General features: G+C 68.6%; 13 protein-coding genes. 5 read left to right on the top strand and 8 right to left on the bottom strand.

The window, feature by feature from the left end; translation table 11 throughout:
• Window positions 1-242: 242 nt before the first annotated feature.
• Window positions 243-743 carry a heme-degrading domain-containing protein gene (locus tag F8O03_RS01510; protein ID WP_151422080.1) on the bottom strand — a complete coding sequence of 167 codons (501 nt, stop codon included), beginning with the start codon at window positions 741-743 and terminating at the stop codon, window positions 243-245.
• 174 nt (window positions 744-917) lie between these two features.
• Between F8O03_RS01510 and F8O03_RS01505 the strand changes: the two genes are divergently transcribed.
• Entirely contained in the window at window positions 918-1,319 is a 402-nt protein-coding gene (locus tag F8O03_RS01505; protein ID WP_151422079.1) for a YccF domain-containing protein, read from the top strand.
• An 86-nt stretch (window positions 1,320-1,405) separates the two neighbouring features.
• Here F8O03_RS01505 and F8O03_RS01500 read toward each other — a convergent pair whose 3' ends face one another.
• The 5 genes from F8O03_RS01500 to F8O03_RS01480 all read right to left on the bottom strand — a co-directional run bounded on the left by F8O03_RS01500 (window position 1,406) and on the right by F8O03_RS01480 (window position 6,943).
• Window positions 1,406-2,305, bottom strand: coding sequence for an ATP-binding cassette domain-containing protein (locus F8O03_RS01500; RefSeq protein WP_151422078.1), 900 nt, complete (start codon window positions 2,303-2,305; stop codon window positions 1,406-1,408).
• Window positions 2,305-3,387 (bottom strand): ABC transporter permease, encoded by a 1,083-nt coding sequence (locus tag F8O03_RS01495; RefSeq protein ID WP_151422077.1) that lies wholly within the window; start codon window positions 3,385-3,387, stop codon window positions 2,305-2,307. The genes F8O03_RS01500 and F8O03_RS01495 overlap by 1 nt, the downstream gene beginning before the upstream one ends.
• Window positions 3,388-3,453: 66 nt before the next feature.
• The gene (locus F8O03_RS01490; RefSeq protein ID WP_104251657.1) at window positions 3,454-4,431 is read right to left on the bottom strand and encodes a substrate-binding domain-containing protein; all 978 of its coding nucleotides are present in this window, start codon (window positions 4,429-4,431) and stop codon (window positions 3,454-3,456) included.
• 288 nt (window positions 4,432-4,719) lie between these two features.
• A complete protein-coding gene (locus F8O03_RS01485; protein WP_151422076.1) occupies window positions 4,720-5,715 on the bottom strand; it encodes a Gfo/Idh/MocA family protein in 996 nt (331 codons plus the stop codon).
• A 1-nt stretch (window position 5,716) separates the two neighbouring features.
• Window positions 5,717-6,943, bottom strand: coding sequence for a Gfo/Idh/MocA family protein (locus tag F8O03_RS01480; RefSeq protein WP_151422075.1), 1,227 nt, complete (start codon window positions 6,941-6,943; stop codon window positions 5,717-5,719).
• 164 nt (window positions 6,944-7,107) lie between these two features.
• On the opposite strand from F8O03_RS01480, the gene F8O03_RS01475 reads away from it, so the two are divergent.
• Window positions 7,108-8,139: a LacI family DNA-binding transcriptional regulator gene (locus tag F8O03_RS01475; RefSeq protein WP_151422074.1), complete on the top strand. Its 1,032-nt coding sequence runs from the start codon at window positions 7,108-7,110 to the stop codon at window positions 8,137-8,139.
• Window positions 8,140-8,305: 166 nt separating this feature from the next.
• Window positions 8,306-8,836: a GNAT family N-acetyltransferase gene (locus F8O03_RS01470; RefSeq protein ID WP_151422073.1), complete on the top strand. Its 531-nt coding sequence runs from the start codon at window positions 8,306-8,308 to the stop codon at window positions 8,834-8,836.
• A gap of 120 nt (window positions 8,837-8,956) precedes the next feature.
• On the opposite strand, the gene F8O03_RS01465 is transcribed toward F8O03_RS01470, so the two are convergent.
• Window positions 8,957-10,567, bottom strand: a complete 1,611-nt coding sequence (locus tag F8O03_RS01465; RefSeq protein ID WP_151422072.1) for an aminotransferase class I/II-fold pyridoxal phosphate-dependent enzyme — start codon at window positions 10,565-10,567, stop codon at window positions 8,957-8,959.
• 75 nt (window positions 10,568-10,642) lie between these two features.
• On the opposite strand from F8O03_RS01465, the gene F8O03_RS01460 reads away from it, so the two are divergent.
• Window positions 10,643-11,572: a LysR family transcriptional regulator gene (locus tag F8O03_RS01460; protein ID WP_151422071.1), complete on the top strand. Its 930-nt coding sequence runs from the start codon at window positions 10,643-10,645 to the stop codon at window positions 11,570-11,572.
• Between the two features lie 141 nt (window positions 11,573-11,713).
• Window positions 11,714-12,547 carry an aldo/keto reductase gene (locus tag F8O03_RS01455; RefSeq protein ID WP_151422070.1) on the top strand — a complete coding sequence of 278 codons (834 nt, stop codon included), beginning with the start codon at window positions 11,714-11,716 and terminating at the stop codon, window positions 12,545-12,547.
• Window positions 12,548-12,717: 170 nt separating this feature from the next.
• Here F8O03_RS01455 and ypfJ read toward each other — a convergent pair whose 3' ends face one another.
• On the bottom strand, window positions 12,718-13,614 hold the full coding sequence (ypfJ, locus tag F8O03_RS01450) for a KPN_02809 family neutral zinc metallopeptidase (protein ID WP_151422069.1): 897 nt from the start codon (window positions 13,612-13,614) through the stop codon (window positions 12,718-12,720).
• Window positions 13,615-13,672: the final 58 nt, after the last annotated feature.

The raw sequence follows: 13,672 nt of genomic DNA, 5'->3' as shown, positions 1-13,672 counted from the left end.
CGCGTGCAGGCTTCGGCGTGCAGGATTCCACTTTGCGGGGTTTCGGTGGCCGTGCTGGGTAAGAACCCATCACGGCCGCAGGAACCCCGCACGTGCGTCCCCGAAACCCATCACGGCCGCAGGAACCCCGCACGTGCGTCCCCGAAACCCATCACGGCCGCAGGAACCCCGCACGTGCGTCCCCGCAACCCCCAAGCGCCCCGTGAGACCTTTCCGCGTCGCAGAGGGGCCGCGGGCGCCGTTCAGGAGAGGACGCGGTGGACGCGCAGCGCTTCGACGACCAGCGCGTGGTCCTCGTGCATCTCGAGGCCGCTGACGCCGACGGCGCCGGCGAGGGTGCCGCCGATGCGGAGAGGGAAGGCACCGCCCGCTGCGGCGTACTCGCGCGGGTCCAGGAGGGAGTCGGCAGCGAAGTCCTCACCGTCCGCCTCGTACGTGTATCGGACTGCGAGCGTTGAGTGGCCGAAGTGCTCGACGACCCGGAACTTACGGGCGAGCCAGGCGTCGTTCAGCGCGGATGAGCCTGGCGTGGCGGCGTGGAAGGCGCGCTGTCCGCCGAGCACAACCGAGACGGCGACTCCGTGGCCGCGCACGATCGACTCGTGCCGCAGCCAGGTGCCCACCTGCCACGCATCCTCGAGCGTGAAGCTCGGGAAGTCCAGCTCCTGCTCTTCTGCGTGCAGGACACGCAGGATCTCTTCGGCGGGCTGGCCAGCGTAGGGGGTTGGGGTGGTGGAGCTCATGAGTGACCTCGGTGTGCACGGCAGTTGCGGACTGCGGATGGGCTGGGGCTTCGGCACGACGACGTACCTGGTGCGAGCATAGTCCGCTCGCGCCCATTTGTCATGACATATGAACATGCGGACTTCAGCCTGCAGGATGACGCGATACATCGCGAGTTGCGGCAGGCTTGACGCATGCGCACTCTCCTCAACATCATCTGGCTCCTGCTCTCGGGCTTCTGGCTCTTCTGCGGCTACCTGCTGGCCGGCGTGCTGCTCTGCATCCCGATCATCACGATCCCGTGGGCCATCGCGTCGTTCCGCATCGGCCTGTACGCGCTCTGGCCCTTCGGCCGCGATGTCGTCTCACGGCCGAACGCCGGCGCCTTCTCCTTCATCGGCAACGTCATCTGGTTCGTGCTCGCTGGCTGGTGGCTCGCGATCGGGCACATCGTCTCCGGCGTCGCGCTGTGCGTCACCATCATCGGCATCCCCATGGGCATCGCCGACTTCAAGATGATCCCGATCTCCCTCTCACCACTGGGCAAGGAGGTCGTCGACCGCGACAACGGCCCCTTCGCGAGCGCGCGCCGCTGACGACCATCCACCGAGTGCGCGAAACGGCCGGCACCCCGCAGCGGGTGCCGGCCGTTCTCGCATGATCCACGCAGCGGAGGCTGCTCCTACTTGGCGGGGACGTCCGGGATGTCGTCCTCGACCTCCCGGATGACGGCGATGTCCTGCGTGTACCCACCGAGCTGCTCGAGCTCGTGCGCGAGCTCTTCGAGCTCGGCGCCGCCGGCCATCTGGGCCGTGAGCTCGTCGAGGGTGATGTCGGCCTTGTCGTAGTAGCCGATGGACTTCCCGCGCTTGAGGAGCAGGAAGCTGTCGCCGACGGGGAACGCGTGGTGCGGGTTGTGGGTGATGAAGATCACGCCGAGCCCACGGTCGCGGGCTGCGAGGATGTAGCGCAGCACCACACCCGACTGCTTGACGCCGAGCGCCGCGGTCGGCTCGTCCAGGATGAGCGCCTTCGCCCCGAAGTACACGGCGCGGGCGATGGCGACGCACTGCCGCTCGCCACCCGAGAGCTGCCCGATGGGCTGGTCGACGTCGCGAAGGTCGATGCCCATGTCGAGCAGCTCCTTCTTCGTGATCTCCTTCATCTGCTCGACGTCGAGGCTCTTGAACGGACCGAAGCCCTTCGTGAGCTCGGAACCGAGGAAGAAGTTGCGCCAGATCGGCATGAGCGGCACGACCGCGAGGTCCTGGTAGACCGCCGCGATGCCGCGTTCGAGTGCCTCGCGGGGCGACCTGAGGTGCACCGATTCGCCCTCGATGAGGAACTCCCCATCGGTGTGCTCGTGGCGTCCCGCGATGATCTTGATGAGCGTCGACTTGCCGGCACCGTTGTCGCCGAGCACGCAGGTCACGCGTCCTGGGTCGACGTCCATGTCCACCCCCTGGAGGGCGAGGATGTTGCCGTACCGCTTGCCCGCATCCCGAAGCGAGATGAGGTGCGCGCCCTGCTCTGCTGACACCGGCTGCTGCGCATCCGTCGCCGTTGCCTGGTTGATTGCCATTACTTCTGCTCCGCCCTCTTCTTGACGACCAGGTTCACGATCGTTGCCATCAGCAGCATGAGGCCGAGGAAGAACTTGAACCAGTCCGGGTTCCACTGGGCGTAAACGATGCCCTTGTTGGCCATGCCGAAGATCAGGGCGCCGATCGCGCCGCCGATCGCCGAGCCGTAGCCGCCGGTGAGGAGGCAGCCGCCGATGACGGCCGCGATGATGTAGAGGAACTCGTTGCCGATTCCCTCACCCGACTGCACGACGTTGAAGGCGAACAGGTTGTGCATGCCGAGGATCCAGGCGCAGAAGCCGACTCCCATGAAGAGGCCGATCTTCGTCGCCGTGACGGGGACGCCGACGGCGCGGGCCGCGTTCTCGTCGCCGCCGACCGCGAAGATCCAGTTGCCGATCTTCGTGCGCATGAGGATGAACGTGGCGACGAGCACCAGGGCGATCCAGATGAAGACCGTCACGTTGACGTTGACCCCGAAGACCGGGATCTCGCTCGCGAAGATGGCCTTCGCCGACGCGAAGCCGTCCATGTCGGCGATCGCGGGGCTGGAGACGCCGCCACCGACGAGGCGGGTGATGCCGAGGTTGAGCCCCGTGAGCATGAGGAACGACGCGAGCGTCACGATGAACGACGGCAGCTTCGTCTTGATGAGCAGCCAGCCGTTGATGAAGCCGACGACGAGGGCGAAGACGAGGCCCATGAGCACGCCCACCCACACGTTGGTGGCGAAGTACCAGCTGAAGAGCGACGCGGTGAGTGCTGACGAGATGACGGCGACGCCGGCGGAGAGGTCGAACTCGCCGCCGATCATGAGCAGCGAGACGCCGACGGCCATGATGCCGATCGTGGAGGCGCCGTAGAGCACCGTCGCGAGTGAGGTGACCTGCGTGAAGACTGGGGCGGCGACTGCGAAGAACACGAAGACGACGATGGCGCCGACGACGGCGCCCATCTCGGGTCGGCCCAGGATGACGGAGAGCGGCGACCGCTTGCCGACGCGCTCGTCGGTGGTGACGGGGGCAGAGCCGGTGTTGGGTGATCGGGGGGATGCTGCGGTTGGTGTTGAGGTTTGAACCATGACTGCACTTCCTTGTGAGGGGTCGGGGTGGCCGCGCTGGCGGCCGCCCCGACCGCGGTTCGCTGGTTAGCGGATGCCCTTCTTGGCCTCTTCGAGGACGACTGCGGCGTTGCTCTCGTCGATGATCGTCGGGCCCGTGAGCACGGGCTTTCCGCCGCCGAGGGCGAACTCGCCGTTGTTCTGCAACCAGAGGGAGTCGACGGCCATGTAGCCCTGCAGGTAGGGCTGCTGGTCGACGGTGAAGACGACGTCACCGTCGACGATGGCTTGAGCGAGGTCGGCGTTGAGGTCGAACGATGCGACCTTCGCGCTGGAGCCGGTCTCGGAGACCGAGTCGATGGCCGTGAGCGTGAACGGGGCACCGAGTCCGATGACGACGTCGGTGTCGGGCGTCGACTGCAGCTTGGCGGAGATCGTCGACTTGACCTGGGTCATGTCGGTTCCGGTGACGTAGAGGATCTCGGTGGCTGGCACCTTCTCCTTGATGCCCGCGCAGCGCGCTTCGAGCCCGACGTGGCCCTGCTCCTGGATGATGCAGAGCGGTTTGGTGTAGCCGAGCTCGGTGATCTTGTCGCCGGCAGCCTGGCCCGCGACGACCTCGTCCTGGCCGATGTAGGTGAAGGCGCCGAACTCGAAGGCTTCCTTGCTGCCGCCGTTGAAGGCGACGACGGGGATGCCGGCGTCGACGGCCGCCTTGATGGAATCTTCGAGGGCGTCGCCCTTGGCGATGGTGACGGCGATGCCGTCGACCCCCTGGTCGATGGCCTGCTGGATCAGCTGAGCCTGGTTCGGCGCCTGCGGGTCGGATGAGTAGAGCAGTTCGACATTGTCCTTCGCTGCCGCGGTCTCGGCGCCCTTCCGAACGATGTCCCAGAAGGTGTCGCCGGGGGCGGCGTGGGTGATCATCGCGATCTTGATGGAGGGCGTGTCTGCGACGCCGGCGACTGCGGGGTCCTCCGCCGTTCCGGTGTCCCGGCCACCCGCGGACGAGCAGGCCGTGAGCGCGAAGACCGGCACCATGGCGAGTGCGGCCAGACCGAACATGAGACGTTTCTTCTTCACGAAAACTCCTTTGAATGCCGTGATGACGCCAGTTGTGCACTCGACGAGACAGCCGCTGGGGGCGGCGTCTTGAGAAGCTCACGTGTGCTCGCTCGGTCATCCTTGTCCGAGAGCAACGAGCACGTCACTGACTTGTCATGACAATAGCTCAACAGGTGTATTAAGCAAACCTTTTCTTGTGAAGACCGCATCACGGATCGGTCTCGACCCAGAACGGCGGGCGACCGAGACTCGATCGCCCGCCGTCCGACGGTATGTTTCGACGCGCGCTCAGGAGAGCACCGGCTCCTCCCGGCCACTCGCGAGCGAACGCGTCGCCGCCTCGGCGACAGCCTGCGCGCGAAGCGCCTCGCGCAGTGACGGCGACGGCGAACGCCCATCCTCCAGCGCACCGACGAACTCCGCGAGCGCCGCGGCGTACGTGGGCTGCACGCGCTCGAACCATCCAGCGTGCATCCCGGACTCCGTCACCGTTCCGCTCCCATACCTGGCCACCTGACCCGCCCGGTGCCGCTTGGCTTCGACCAGCCCCTCCGAGCCGAACACCTCGATGCGCTCGTCGTAGCCGTAGCCGGAACGACGGATGCTGTCGATCTGCACCAGGGCGCCGTTCGCGAGGCGCACGGTCGCGATCGACGTGTCGACATCGCCGTAGTCGGCAACCCTGGGCTCGGCCAGGGCGCTGCCCGTCGCGGAGACGGCGACCGCATCGAGGCCCGTGATCCAGGTCGCGAGGTCGAAGAAGTGCACCGTCTGGTCGCGCATCTGCCCGCCGGACACGGCGATGTACTCGAGCGGTGGCATGGAAGGGCCGCGACTCGAGAGCTGCAGCAGCTCAACGTCGCCCACCTCGCCCGCATCCACGATTCGCTTCACCTCGGCGTAATCGCGGTCGAAGCGGCGATTGAAGTCGACCATCGCGGCGATGCCGGACGCCTCGACGTACGCCACCGTCTCCCGAGCGCGCTCGAGATCGAGGTCGATGGGCTTCTCGCAGAGCGCCGCGATGCCCGCGTCGGCCGCGAGCCGAAGGTGCTCTGCGTGCTTGTTCGTGGATGACGCGATGAGCACGGCATCGACCTGCGAGGCGTCGAAGACCTGCGCGAGCGAGGACACGGCCGCTGCGCCGTGCGAGACAGCCAACGTCTCCGCCCTCGCGAGGTCGACGTCGTACACGTAGCGGAAGTCAACGTCTGGGTTGGCCGCGAGGCTCTTGGCGTGGACGGCACCGATGAACCCGGCGCCGATGAGCGCGATTCTCTGCATCTCAGTTCCCTCCGACTTCGCGCAGCTCGGCGTCAGCCGCAGCGATCTCCGCATCGCGGTCAGCGACGCTGCCCGGAACCGTCCACGCCGAGCCTGCGGCGTGCGATGCGGCGACCGCCTCGACGAACTGCACGCCGATGAGGCCGTCGATGCCCGTCGGGAACGACAGCTCACGGATGGTCGACGGGCGCGCATCCCGCCGCGCCTCGAGCTCGTCGGCGAGGTCGCGGTAGAAGTTGCCGAAGGCCTCCAGGAAGCCCTCCGGATGCCCGAGGCCGACCCTCGTGAGCCTGGCCGAGTCCTCGGAGAGGGAGGAGAGGCCGTGCGTGAAGATCGTGGTCGTGCCCTCGAGGTCCTGGAAGGTCAGGTGGTGCGGATCCTCGTGCTGCCACTCGAGGCTCCCCTCGTCGCCGAAGACGCGGATGCGCAACCCGTGATTGTGCCCCGTCGCGGCCATGCTCGCCCAGAGCCTGCCCGGGACCCCCTCGCTGAACTCGAGCGCAACCGTCGCGTTGTCGAAGACCTTCCGCCCGGGCACGAGGGTGTGGAGCTGCGCTGAGACACGATCAGCCTCGAGGCCGGTGATGTAGCGAGCCAGGTGGTAGCCGTGCGTGCCGAGATCGCCGACCACACTCGGGAACCCCGCCACGTCGGGGTCGGTGCGCCAGCTGGCCTGCTTGTGGCCGGTCAGCTCGAGCGGCGTCGCGGCCCAGCCGGACGCATGCTCGACGTCGACGAACGTGAGCCGGCCGAGGCGACCGTCGCTCACCATCCGCGCAGCCTCGCGCACCATCGGGTAGGCCGAGTAGCAGTGCGGCACCGCGAGGATCGCGTCGTGCCGCTCCGCCAGGTCGACCAGCTGGCGCGCTGTCGACGAGCTCCGCGTGAGCGGCTTCTCGCAGACCACGCTGATGCCGCGCTCGAGGAACGCCTTCGCCACCTCGAAGTGGCTGTCGTTCGGCGTCGCGACGATAGCGACGTCGATGCCGTCCTGACGCGCAGCCTCGGCCGCAGCCATCTCCTGGTAGCTGGCGTAGGTGCGCTCCGTTGCAACGCCGAGCGATGACGCCACGCCCGCCGATTCCTCGACGTCGCGGCCGAACACTCCTGCGTCCAGCGAGTACCGGTCGTCCATCCGCATCCCGAAGCGATGCGTCTTGCCGATGTCGGCGCCGATGCCGCCCCCGACCATTCCTGCGCTCAACCGGCGCGCGTTCTGTGTGCTCATGCCACCCTCGTTGCTCATCTCGTGCGTGCTCGGCGCATGTCGGCGTCTGCCGCTGCCTGCCCGCCTATCTTGGACAAATGTAGATCGGTGCAAATAGTTCCACACCACGACCGAAAAGGCCATACGCTGGGGGCTCGACCAGAGCGCAGTCAGGAGGCGACCTCGTGGAGGAGACCCAGAAGTCGCCCTCGACCCCCGTCACCATCCGGGACGTGGCCGAGCGCGCCGGCGTCTCCAAGTCACTGGTCTCATTGGTGCTGCGCGACGCCCCCCACGTGAGCGACACCCGCCGCGCAGCCGTCCTCGCAGCCATCGCCGAACTCGGCTACCGCCCAAACGCCCACGCCCGCGGCCTCTCACGCGCCAAGACCCGCACCGTCGGGCTCATCGTCAACGACCTCCGCAACCCCTGGTTCGTGGAGCTCCTCGAGGGGGTCTCCGCAACACTCCACGCCTCCGGCCACGCGACGCTGCTGACCGACAGCCGCACCGACCAGCGCATCGGGCGCAGCTCGCTGGACACCCTCATCCAGCAGGGCGTCGACGGCATCGTCGTCATCGGCACCACCTCAGAGGGTGACGCCGTGGCCCGCATCGCCGACGACCTCCCCGTCGTGCTCGCCGGCACCCTCGACCCCGACCTTCCCGCGGTCGACATCGTCACCAACGACGACGAGGCCGGCGCCCACCAGGTCACCCGCCACCTCCTCGAGCTCGGCCACACTCGCATCGCCTACCTCCGCGGGCCCGGCCGCATCAGCGAACTGCGAGAGCAGGGCTTCCTCCGCGCCATGACCGAAGCCGGACTCGCCGCTCACGCCGTCACCGAAGCGGGAGGCATGAGCGAGGAGAGCGCACACGCAGCCGCGGGTCGGCTCCTCAGCGCCCCGGAAGGCGAGCGGGTCACCGCGATCTTCGCCTTCAACGACGCCTCGGCCATCGGCGTGCTCTCGGTCGCCAACACCCTTGGGCTGCGCGTGCCCGCCGACCTGTCCGTCGCTGGCTACGACAACTCCCCGCTCGCGAAGTTCCAAGTGGTGTCGCTCACCTCCGTCGACACCGGCAACTTCGCCATCGGAGTGCAAGCCGGCACACTCCTCCTCGAGCGGATGCAGCACCCCGTGCAGCTCCAGCGCGTGCAGAAGGTCGCGACGAGTCTCGCCGTGCGCGGATCCACCGGCAGCGCGCCGTCCTGACGCTCGGTGACGACCGAACGAGAGCAGCGCGCCTGACCCCACTGGTGACCGAGCGCACCTCGTCGACTCGAGCCCAGCTCGTCGAGCAGGACGCAGACGCAGACCTTGCTTCAGCAGACGCTGCGACCTCCACGCACCCACGCGGCCCCTGCGCGATACTGGCCGGGTGACCCCGAACATCCGCGACGCCACCGTCGACGACATCCCCGCGATCACCGAGATCTACAACGAGGACGTGCTGACGACAACCGTCAACTGGAACGCCGCGACCGTCGATGCCGACGACCGCCGCGCCTGGTTCGCCGGCCGAGCAACCGCCGGCCTCCCTGTCCTCGTCGCGGTCGACGACGTCGACGCTGTGCTCGGCTACGCGACCTACGGCGACTTCCGCACCTTCTCCGGGTACCGGCACACGGTGGAGCACTCGGTGTACGTGCGAGGCGAAGCCCGCGGACAAGGACTCGGCAAGGCACTGACACTCGCGCTCATCGACCGCGCCCGCGAGGCAGGCAAGCACGTCATGGTCGCGGCCATCGACGCAGACAACGCGGCGTCGATCAGCCTCCACGAGCGTCTCGGCTTCACGCACGCCGGTCGCCTCGACCAGGTCGGCACGAAGTTCGGGCGCTGGCTCGACGTGATCTTCCTGCAGCTCATCCTCGACGCCGACGGCCCCGGCGACGCCGGGCGCAGCTAGTCGAACGTTCCCCTGCACCGACCCTGTGACGGGACCACGGTGCACTGGAGAAGTGCACTGAGGCGCACGGGAGAGGTGCGCTGGCCTGCGCTGCAGCCGGGCGCGGAGCGGTGCCGCTGGCTACTCGACGACGACGCGGAACGCCGAGACCGAGCTGTCGACGGCACCGCGCACGTGGCTGCCCGCGGCGGCCGACGCCCGCAGGAACTCGACCACCTCGACCGTGATCTCCTCGCCAGGCAGCACGTTCGGGATTCCCGGCGGGTACGCGGCGAGCGAGTCGGCGGAGATGCGTCCGATCGCGGCCGCCCACGGAACCGTCTCTGCGTCGGCGAGGTAGGCGGCGCGAGGGCGGATGCGCATCTCCCCCGGCCCAGGCATCGGCGGGATCACGACAGCCGAGTCGCCTGGCACTTCGGTGGCTGGCGACGCCGCGGCGACGTCCGCCGCGATCTCGTCGAGCGCGTCCAGCAGGACACGCGCATCCGGCGTCTTGCCAATGCCGATGACCGCGACAACGCAGCTGACAGTCGCCATCTCGACCATGACGCCGAACTCGCGGGCGAGGCGCAGCCGCACGGTGTGACCGTCGAGGCCCGTCGCGCGGATGTCGAGGGGGATGCGGAACGGGTCGATCCCGACCGTCGACGGGTACGCGTCGAACGCGTCCGAGACGACCGGGAAGCGACCGTCGGCGCGGAACATCTCGCGGGCGGCGAGCACAGCATCATGCGACGCTTCGAGCAGGTCGCGGCGCTCGACGAGGTCGCGGCGGTCGAGGTCGAGCGATGCGAGCAGCAGCGAGCTCTCACTCGTCGACGCGGTCATGCGGTGGGCTCGCTCGACGTGTGGCTCGAGGGCACGAGCGATGGGACCGTGCCCGAGGTGCACAAGCGCGCTCTGCGAGAGCGACGAGGTGAGCTTGTGGGTGCTTGTGACGACGAGGTCAGCGCCGAGGCGCACGGGAGAGTCGGGCAGCTCGGGCAGGAACCCGAAGTGGGCGCCCCAGGCGGCGTCGACGATGAGCGCTGCACCAGCCTCATGCACCACCTCGGCGATGCCTGCGACGTCGGCGACGGCGCCGAAGTAGCTCGGCGAGACGATGTAGACGGCCGCGACGTCGCCACCGGATGCGCGTCGTTCGGCGAGCGCATCCGCGACCGCGGCGGGTGTGACCCCGTGGGCGATGCCGTGCTCGAGGTCGACTTCGGGAAGCACGAAGCTCGGGGACGAGCCGCCCAGGATGATGCCGTCGACGAAGCTCGAGTGGGCGCTGCGCTGCATGAGCACGCCCTCGCCGAGCCCGCGGGCGGCGAGGGCCGCCATGCGGTTGCCCATCGAGGAACCGCCGGTCAGGAACCAGGTTCGGGATGCACCCCACGCGTCCGCGGCGAGACGTTCGGCCTGCTCGCGGGGTGACCCGTCGCCGAGGTCGATGCCGTCGAGGAGTGGCGTGACGTCGAGTTCGAGCACCCGCTCACCGAAGTACTCCGCCTGGCCGAGGCCGAGACCCGTGGCGTCGGCGCCGTGGCCCGGCACGAGGAAGGCTGTGGAGTCGCGGGCCGCGTGCACGGCGAGCGCGGCGGCATAGGGCGCCCCTGCGGTGTCTCGGCTCGCCCTGTTCGACTTCTCGAGGGACGTCGCGCGCTGAGTCGGGTTCGTCGACGCCCCACCGAAGTTGTCTTCGGCGTCGTCGTAGGCGAACGTCGGAACCTCGGGTGCGTGCGTCATGCTTCCATCGTGCCAGGCTCGCTTGCAAGAGAGAATGGCAACTTAGCGGTATCGCTTCAGCCGTAGACTGAAGCAATGTCACACCGGCCGACGACGAATCTTCCCGATTTCAGAGGACTGGCGGCCTTCGACGCCGTTCTCGCTGAGGGCTCCGTCGCCGCCGCGGCGAGCTCGCTGGGATGGAGCCACCCGACGGTCGACCACCATCTCCGGCGACTCGAGCAGCAGGCAGGCGCCAAGCTCCTCGAACGCGGTCCCCGTGGCAGCACCCCGACCGCGGCGGGCCGCGTGTTCGCAGTCCGTGTCAGACAGCTGCTCGAAGCCGGCCGCAGGGCGTTCACCGAACTCGACGCGTGGCTCGACGATGAGCGGCGACTCGTGCGCTTCGGCATCTTCCCCACCCTCGGTGCGCTCGTCGTCCCAGGCATCCTGCGCCGAGCCGAACTCGCGCACCTCAGTCTCGAACTGACACTCGACGAGTGCGAACGGCTCGCCAGGCAGCTGGAGCAAGGTCAGCTGGACGCAGCCGTCCTCTTCCAGGCCCCAGGACTGCCGACGCACCTCTCCCCGGAGGTCACGACGGAGCTGCTCTTCGCTGAGCACCTGGTTCTGGCGGTGCACCGCTCGCATCCGCTCGCCGCTGCGAAGCCGAGCGAACCCATTCGAGAGTTCACCGAGCTGCGGCAGGACCGGTGGGCGTTCGGCGCGTCGGGCGGCGACACCCTGGACGAGGCCACGCGCGAGCTCTGCAGACGAGCCGGCTTCGAAGCGAGCACGGGCATGCACTCCGACGACTACCCAGCGATTCTCGGGATGATCGCGGCGGGGCAGCTCGTGGCCGTCGTCCCCGTCTCGGTCGCGACCTGGCACGACGACGCAGTCGCGTTCCTGCCCATCGATACTGCGACGCTCACCCGCGAGGTCGTGCTCGCCACACGGGAGGAGCCTCCGGCCGCACTGCGAGACGCGATCGCGGGGGCGCTGTCGGAGCTCAGCACGCGCTGAGGCGGCTGCCTCAGCCTCGTTAGCCGATTCGAGTGGAATCCACGACCCCGGCACGCAGACGACCTCGTGCGTCATGGTCGGAAACCTCCCGGCGACACATCCTAGGGTCTTGTTGTTCTGACAAACGACGGAAGGCGAACAGTGACCAGCAACGTTCCTGAACTCGGACTCAACGACGGCACCACGATCCCGGCGATCGGCTTCGGCACCTTCCCACACGCCGGCGAGGACTCCGCAGAACCCACGCGCGAGGCGCTCTCGCTCGGCTACCGCCTCCTCGACACCGCCATCAGCTACGACAACGAGGAAGCTGTCGGCCGCGGCATCCGCGCATCCGACGTGCCGCGCTCCGAGATCGTCGTCACCAGCAAGATCCCCGGCCGCTTCCACGGCTACGACGAGACGCTCGCCGGCTTCGACGAGTCGATCGCACGCCTGGGCCTCGATCAGCTTGACCTGCTGCTCATCCACTGGCCGCTGCCGCGCCTCGAGAAGTACGTCGACACGTGGCGCGCGCTCGTGCAGCTGCAGAAGGACGGCCGGGTGCGGTCCATCGGCGTCTCGAACTTCACCCCGCAGCACCTGACGAGGATTGTCGACGCCACGGGGGTCACGCCCGCCGTCAACCAGGTCGAGCTGCACCCGTTCTTCCCGCAGGCCGCGCTGCGCGAGTTCCACGCGGAGCACGGCATCGTGACCGAGGCCTGGAGCCCGCTCGGTCGCGGTGAGCTGCTCGAGCACCCCGTCGTCGCCGAGGTCGCTGCCGCGCACGGCGTCTCGCCCGCGCAGGCCATCCTCCGCTGGCACGTCGAGGTCGGCTCCGTACCGATCCCGAAGTCGCGCTCCACCGAGCGCCAGGCGAAGAACCTCGACATCTTCGGCTTCCAGCTCGACCAGGCCGAGGTGGATGCGCTCTCCGGCCTCGAGCGCGGGCGCATCTGGGACCAGGACCCGGACACGCACGAGGAGTTCTAGCGCTCGGGCCCGCGCTCGGGCCCGCCCGGTCCGGCCTGGAGCGCAGTGACGGCAGAGAGTTGTGGCCCGGTGCTGTTCATCGTTCGATGAGCAGCACCGGGCCACAATCTTGTGCGCGGCGGCGGCGGCGCGCGGCGCGCGGCGCGCGGCGCGCGGGGGCCGCTCCGGCGCTACAGCTCGTTGCCGCTGACCGCGAAGGTGTCGCAGGCGCCGGTGCCCTGCTCGTAGCCGGTGACGAACCAGTTCACGCGCTGCTCGCTCGTGCCGTGCGTGAACGCCTCCGGGTTCACCTGGCCCTGCTGGCCCTGGATGTGGTCGTCGCCGACCGCGGACGCGGCCGAGAGTGCCACGTTGACCTGCTCGCGCGTTGGCGGCTCGAGGAGCGTCACGCCTTCGGCGGTCTCCGTGGTCGCGGCCTCACCGAGCCAGGCCCCGGCGAAGCAGTCGGCCTGCAGCTCGATGCGGACGCCGTCAGACGTGGGCCCGGTGTCGGTGCGGTTCGTGGTGTCGAAGACCCCCATCTGGTGCTGGATGTGGTGGCCCCACTCGTGCGCGACGACGTACATCTCCGCGAGGGGTCCGTCCTGCGCACCGAGCTGCGAGGTGAGCAGCTGGAAGAACGACGTGTCCACGTACATCGACGAGTCGCCAGGGCAGTAGAACGGGCCGACTGCGTTGGACGCGGTTCCGCAGGCCGAGCTCGTCTGACCTTCGTAGAGGATGAACCCGGGCTGCTCGTAGGTGACGCCGACGGCGGCGCTCTCCGTCTCCCAGAAGTCGGCAAGGGAGTTCTGGACGCCGACCATGCGGCAGTCGATCTGCGCGTTCGCGTCGGCACCGGTCTGGCACTGCTCGGCGAGTCCCCCGCCTTCGACCTCCTGCTGCGACTGCTGGCCCTGGTCGACGCCGCTGACGAGTCCCGTCAGGTCGACGCCCAGGAACTGCGAGGCGAGGAACGCCACGATGAGCAGGCCGATCGAGCCGCCGCCGATCGCGGCCGTCTTGGCCCCCCGGCCACGCTTCTGCACGCCGCTCGTGTCGAGCTTCGCGTTCTCGTTGAAAGTCATGCGCGAAATCTACTCCGCTGCACGGCGGGCGTGGGCCTCGACGCGAGAGCGTGCCCAA

It is taken from the genome of Pseudoclavibacter terrae, assembly GCF_008831075.1.
Taxonomy (GTDB): domain Bacteria; phylum Actinomycetota; class Actinomycetes; order Actinomycetales; family Microbacteriaceae; genus Pseudoclavibacter; species Pseudoclavibacter terrae.
This window is presented reverse-complemented; position numbering and strand designations above follow the sequence as displayed.

Bases quoted from the DNA above. Each gene is read 5' to 3' on its own strand.
- F8O03_RS01510 (WP_151422080.1), bottom strand. From the start codon at position 743: ATGAGCTCCACCACCCCAACCCCCTACGCTGGCCAGCCCGCCGAAGAG.
- F8O03_RS01505 (WP_151422079.1), top strand. From the start codon at position 918: ATGCGCACTCTCCTCAACATCATCTGGCTCCTGCTCTCGGGCTTCTGG.
- F8O03_RS01500 (WP_151422078.1), bottom strand. From the start codon at position 2,305: ATGGCAATCAACCAGGCAACGGCGACGGATGCGCAGCAGCCGGTGTCA.
- F8O03_RS01495 (WP_151422077.1), bottom strand. From the start codon at position 3,387: ATGGTTCAAACCTCAACACCAACCGCAGCATCCCCCCGATCACCCAAC.
- F8O03_RS01490 (WP_104251657.1), bottom strand. From the start codon at position 4,431: ATGTTCGGTCTGGCCGCACTCGCCATGGTGCCGGTCTTCGCGCTCACG.
- F8O03_RS01485 (WP_151422076.1), bottom strand. From the start codon at position 5,715: ATGCAGAGAATCGCGCTCATCGGCGCCGGGTTCATCGGTGCCGTCCAC.
- F8O03_RS01480 (WP_151422075.1), bottom strand. From the start codon at position 6,943: ATGAGCACACAGAACGCGCGCCGGTTGAGCGCAGGAATGGTCGGGGGC.
- F8O03_RS01465 (WP_151422072.1), bottom strand. From the start codon at position 10,567: ATGACGCACGCACCCGAGGTTCCGACGTTCGCCTACGACGACGCCGAA.
- F8O03_RS01460 (WP_151422071.1), top strand. From the start codon at position 10,643: ATGTCACACCGGCCGACGACGAATCTTCCCGATTTCAGAGGACTGGCG.
- ypfJ (WP_151422069.1), bottom strand. From the start codon at position 13,614: ATGACTTTCAACGAGAACGCGAAGCTCGACACGAGCGGCGTGCAGAAG.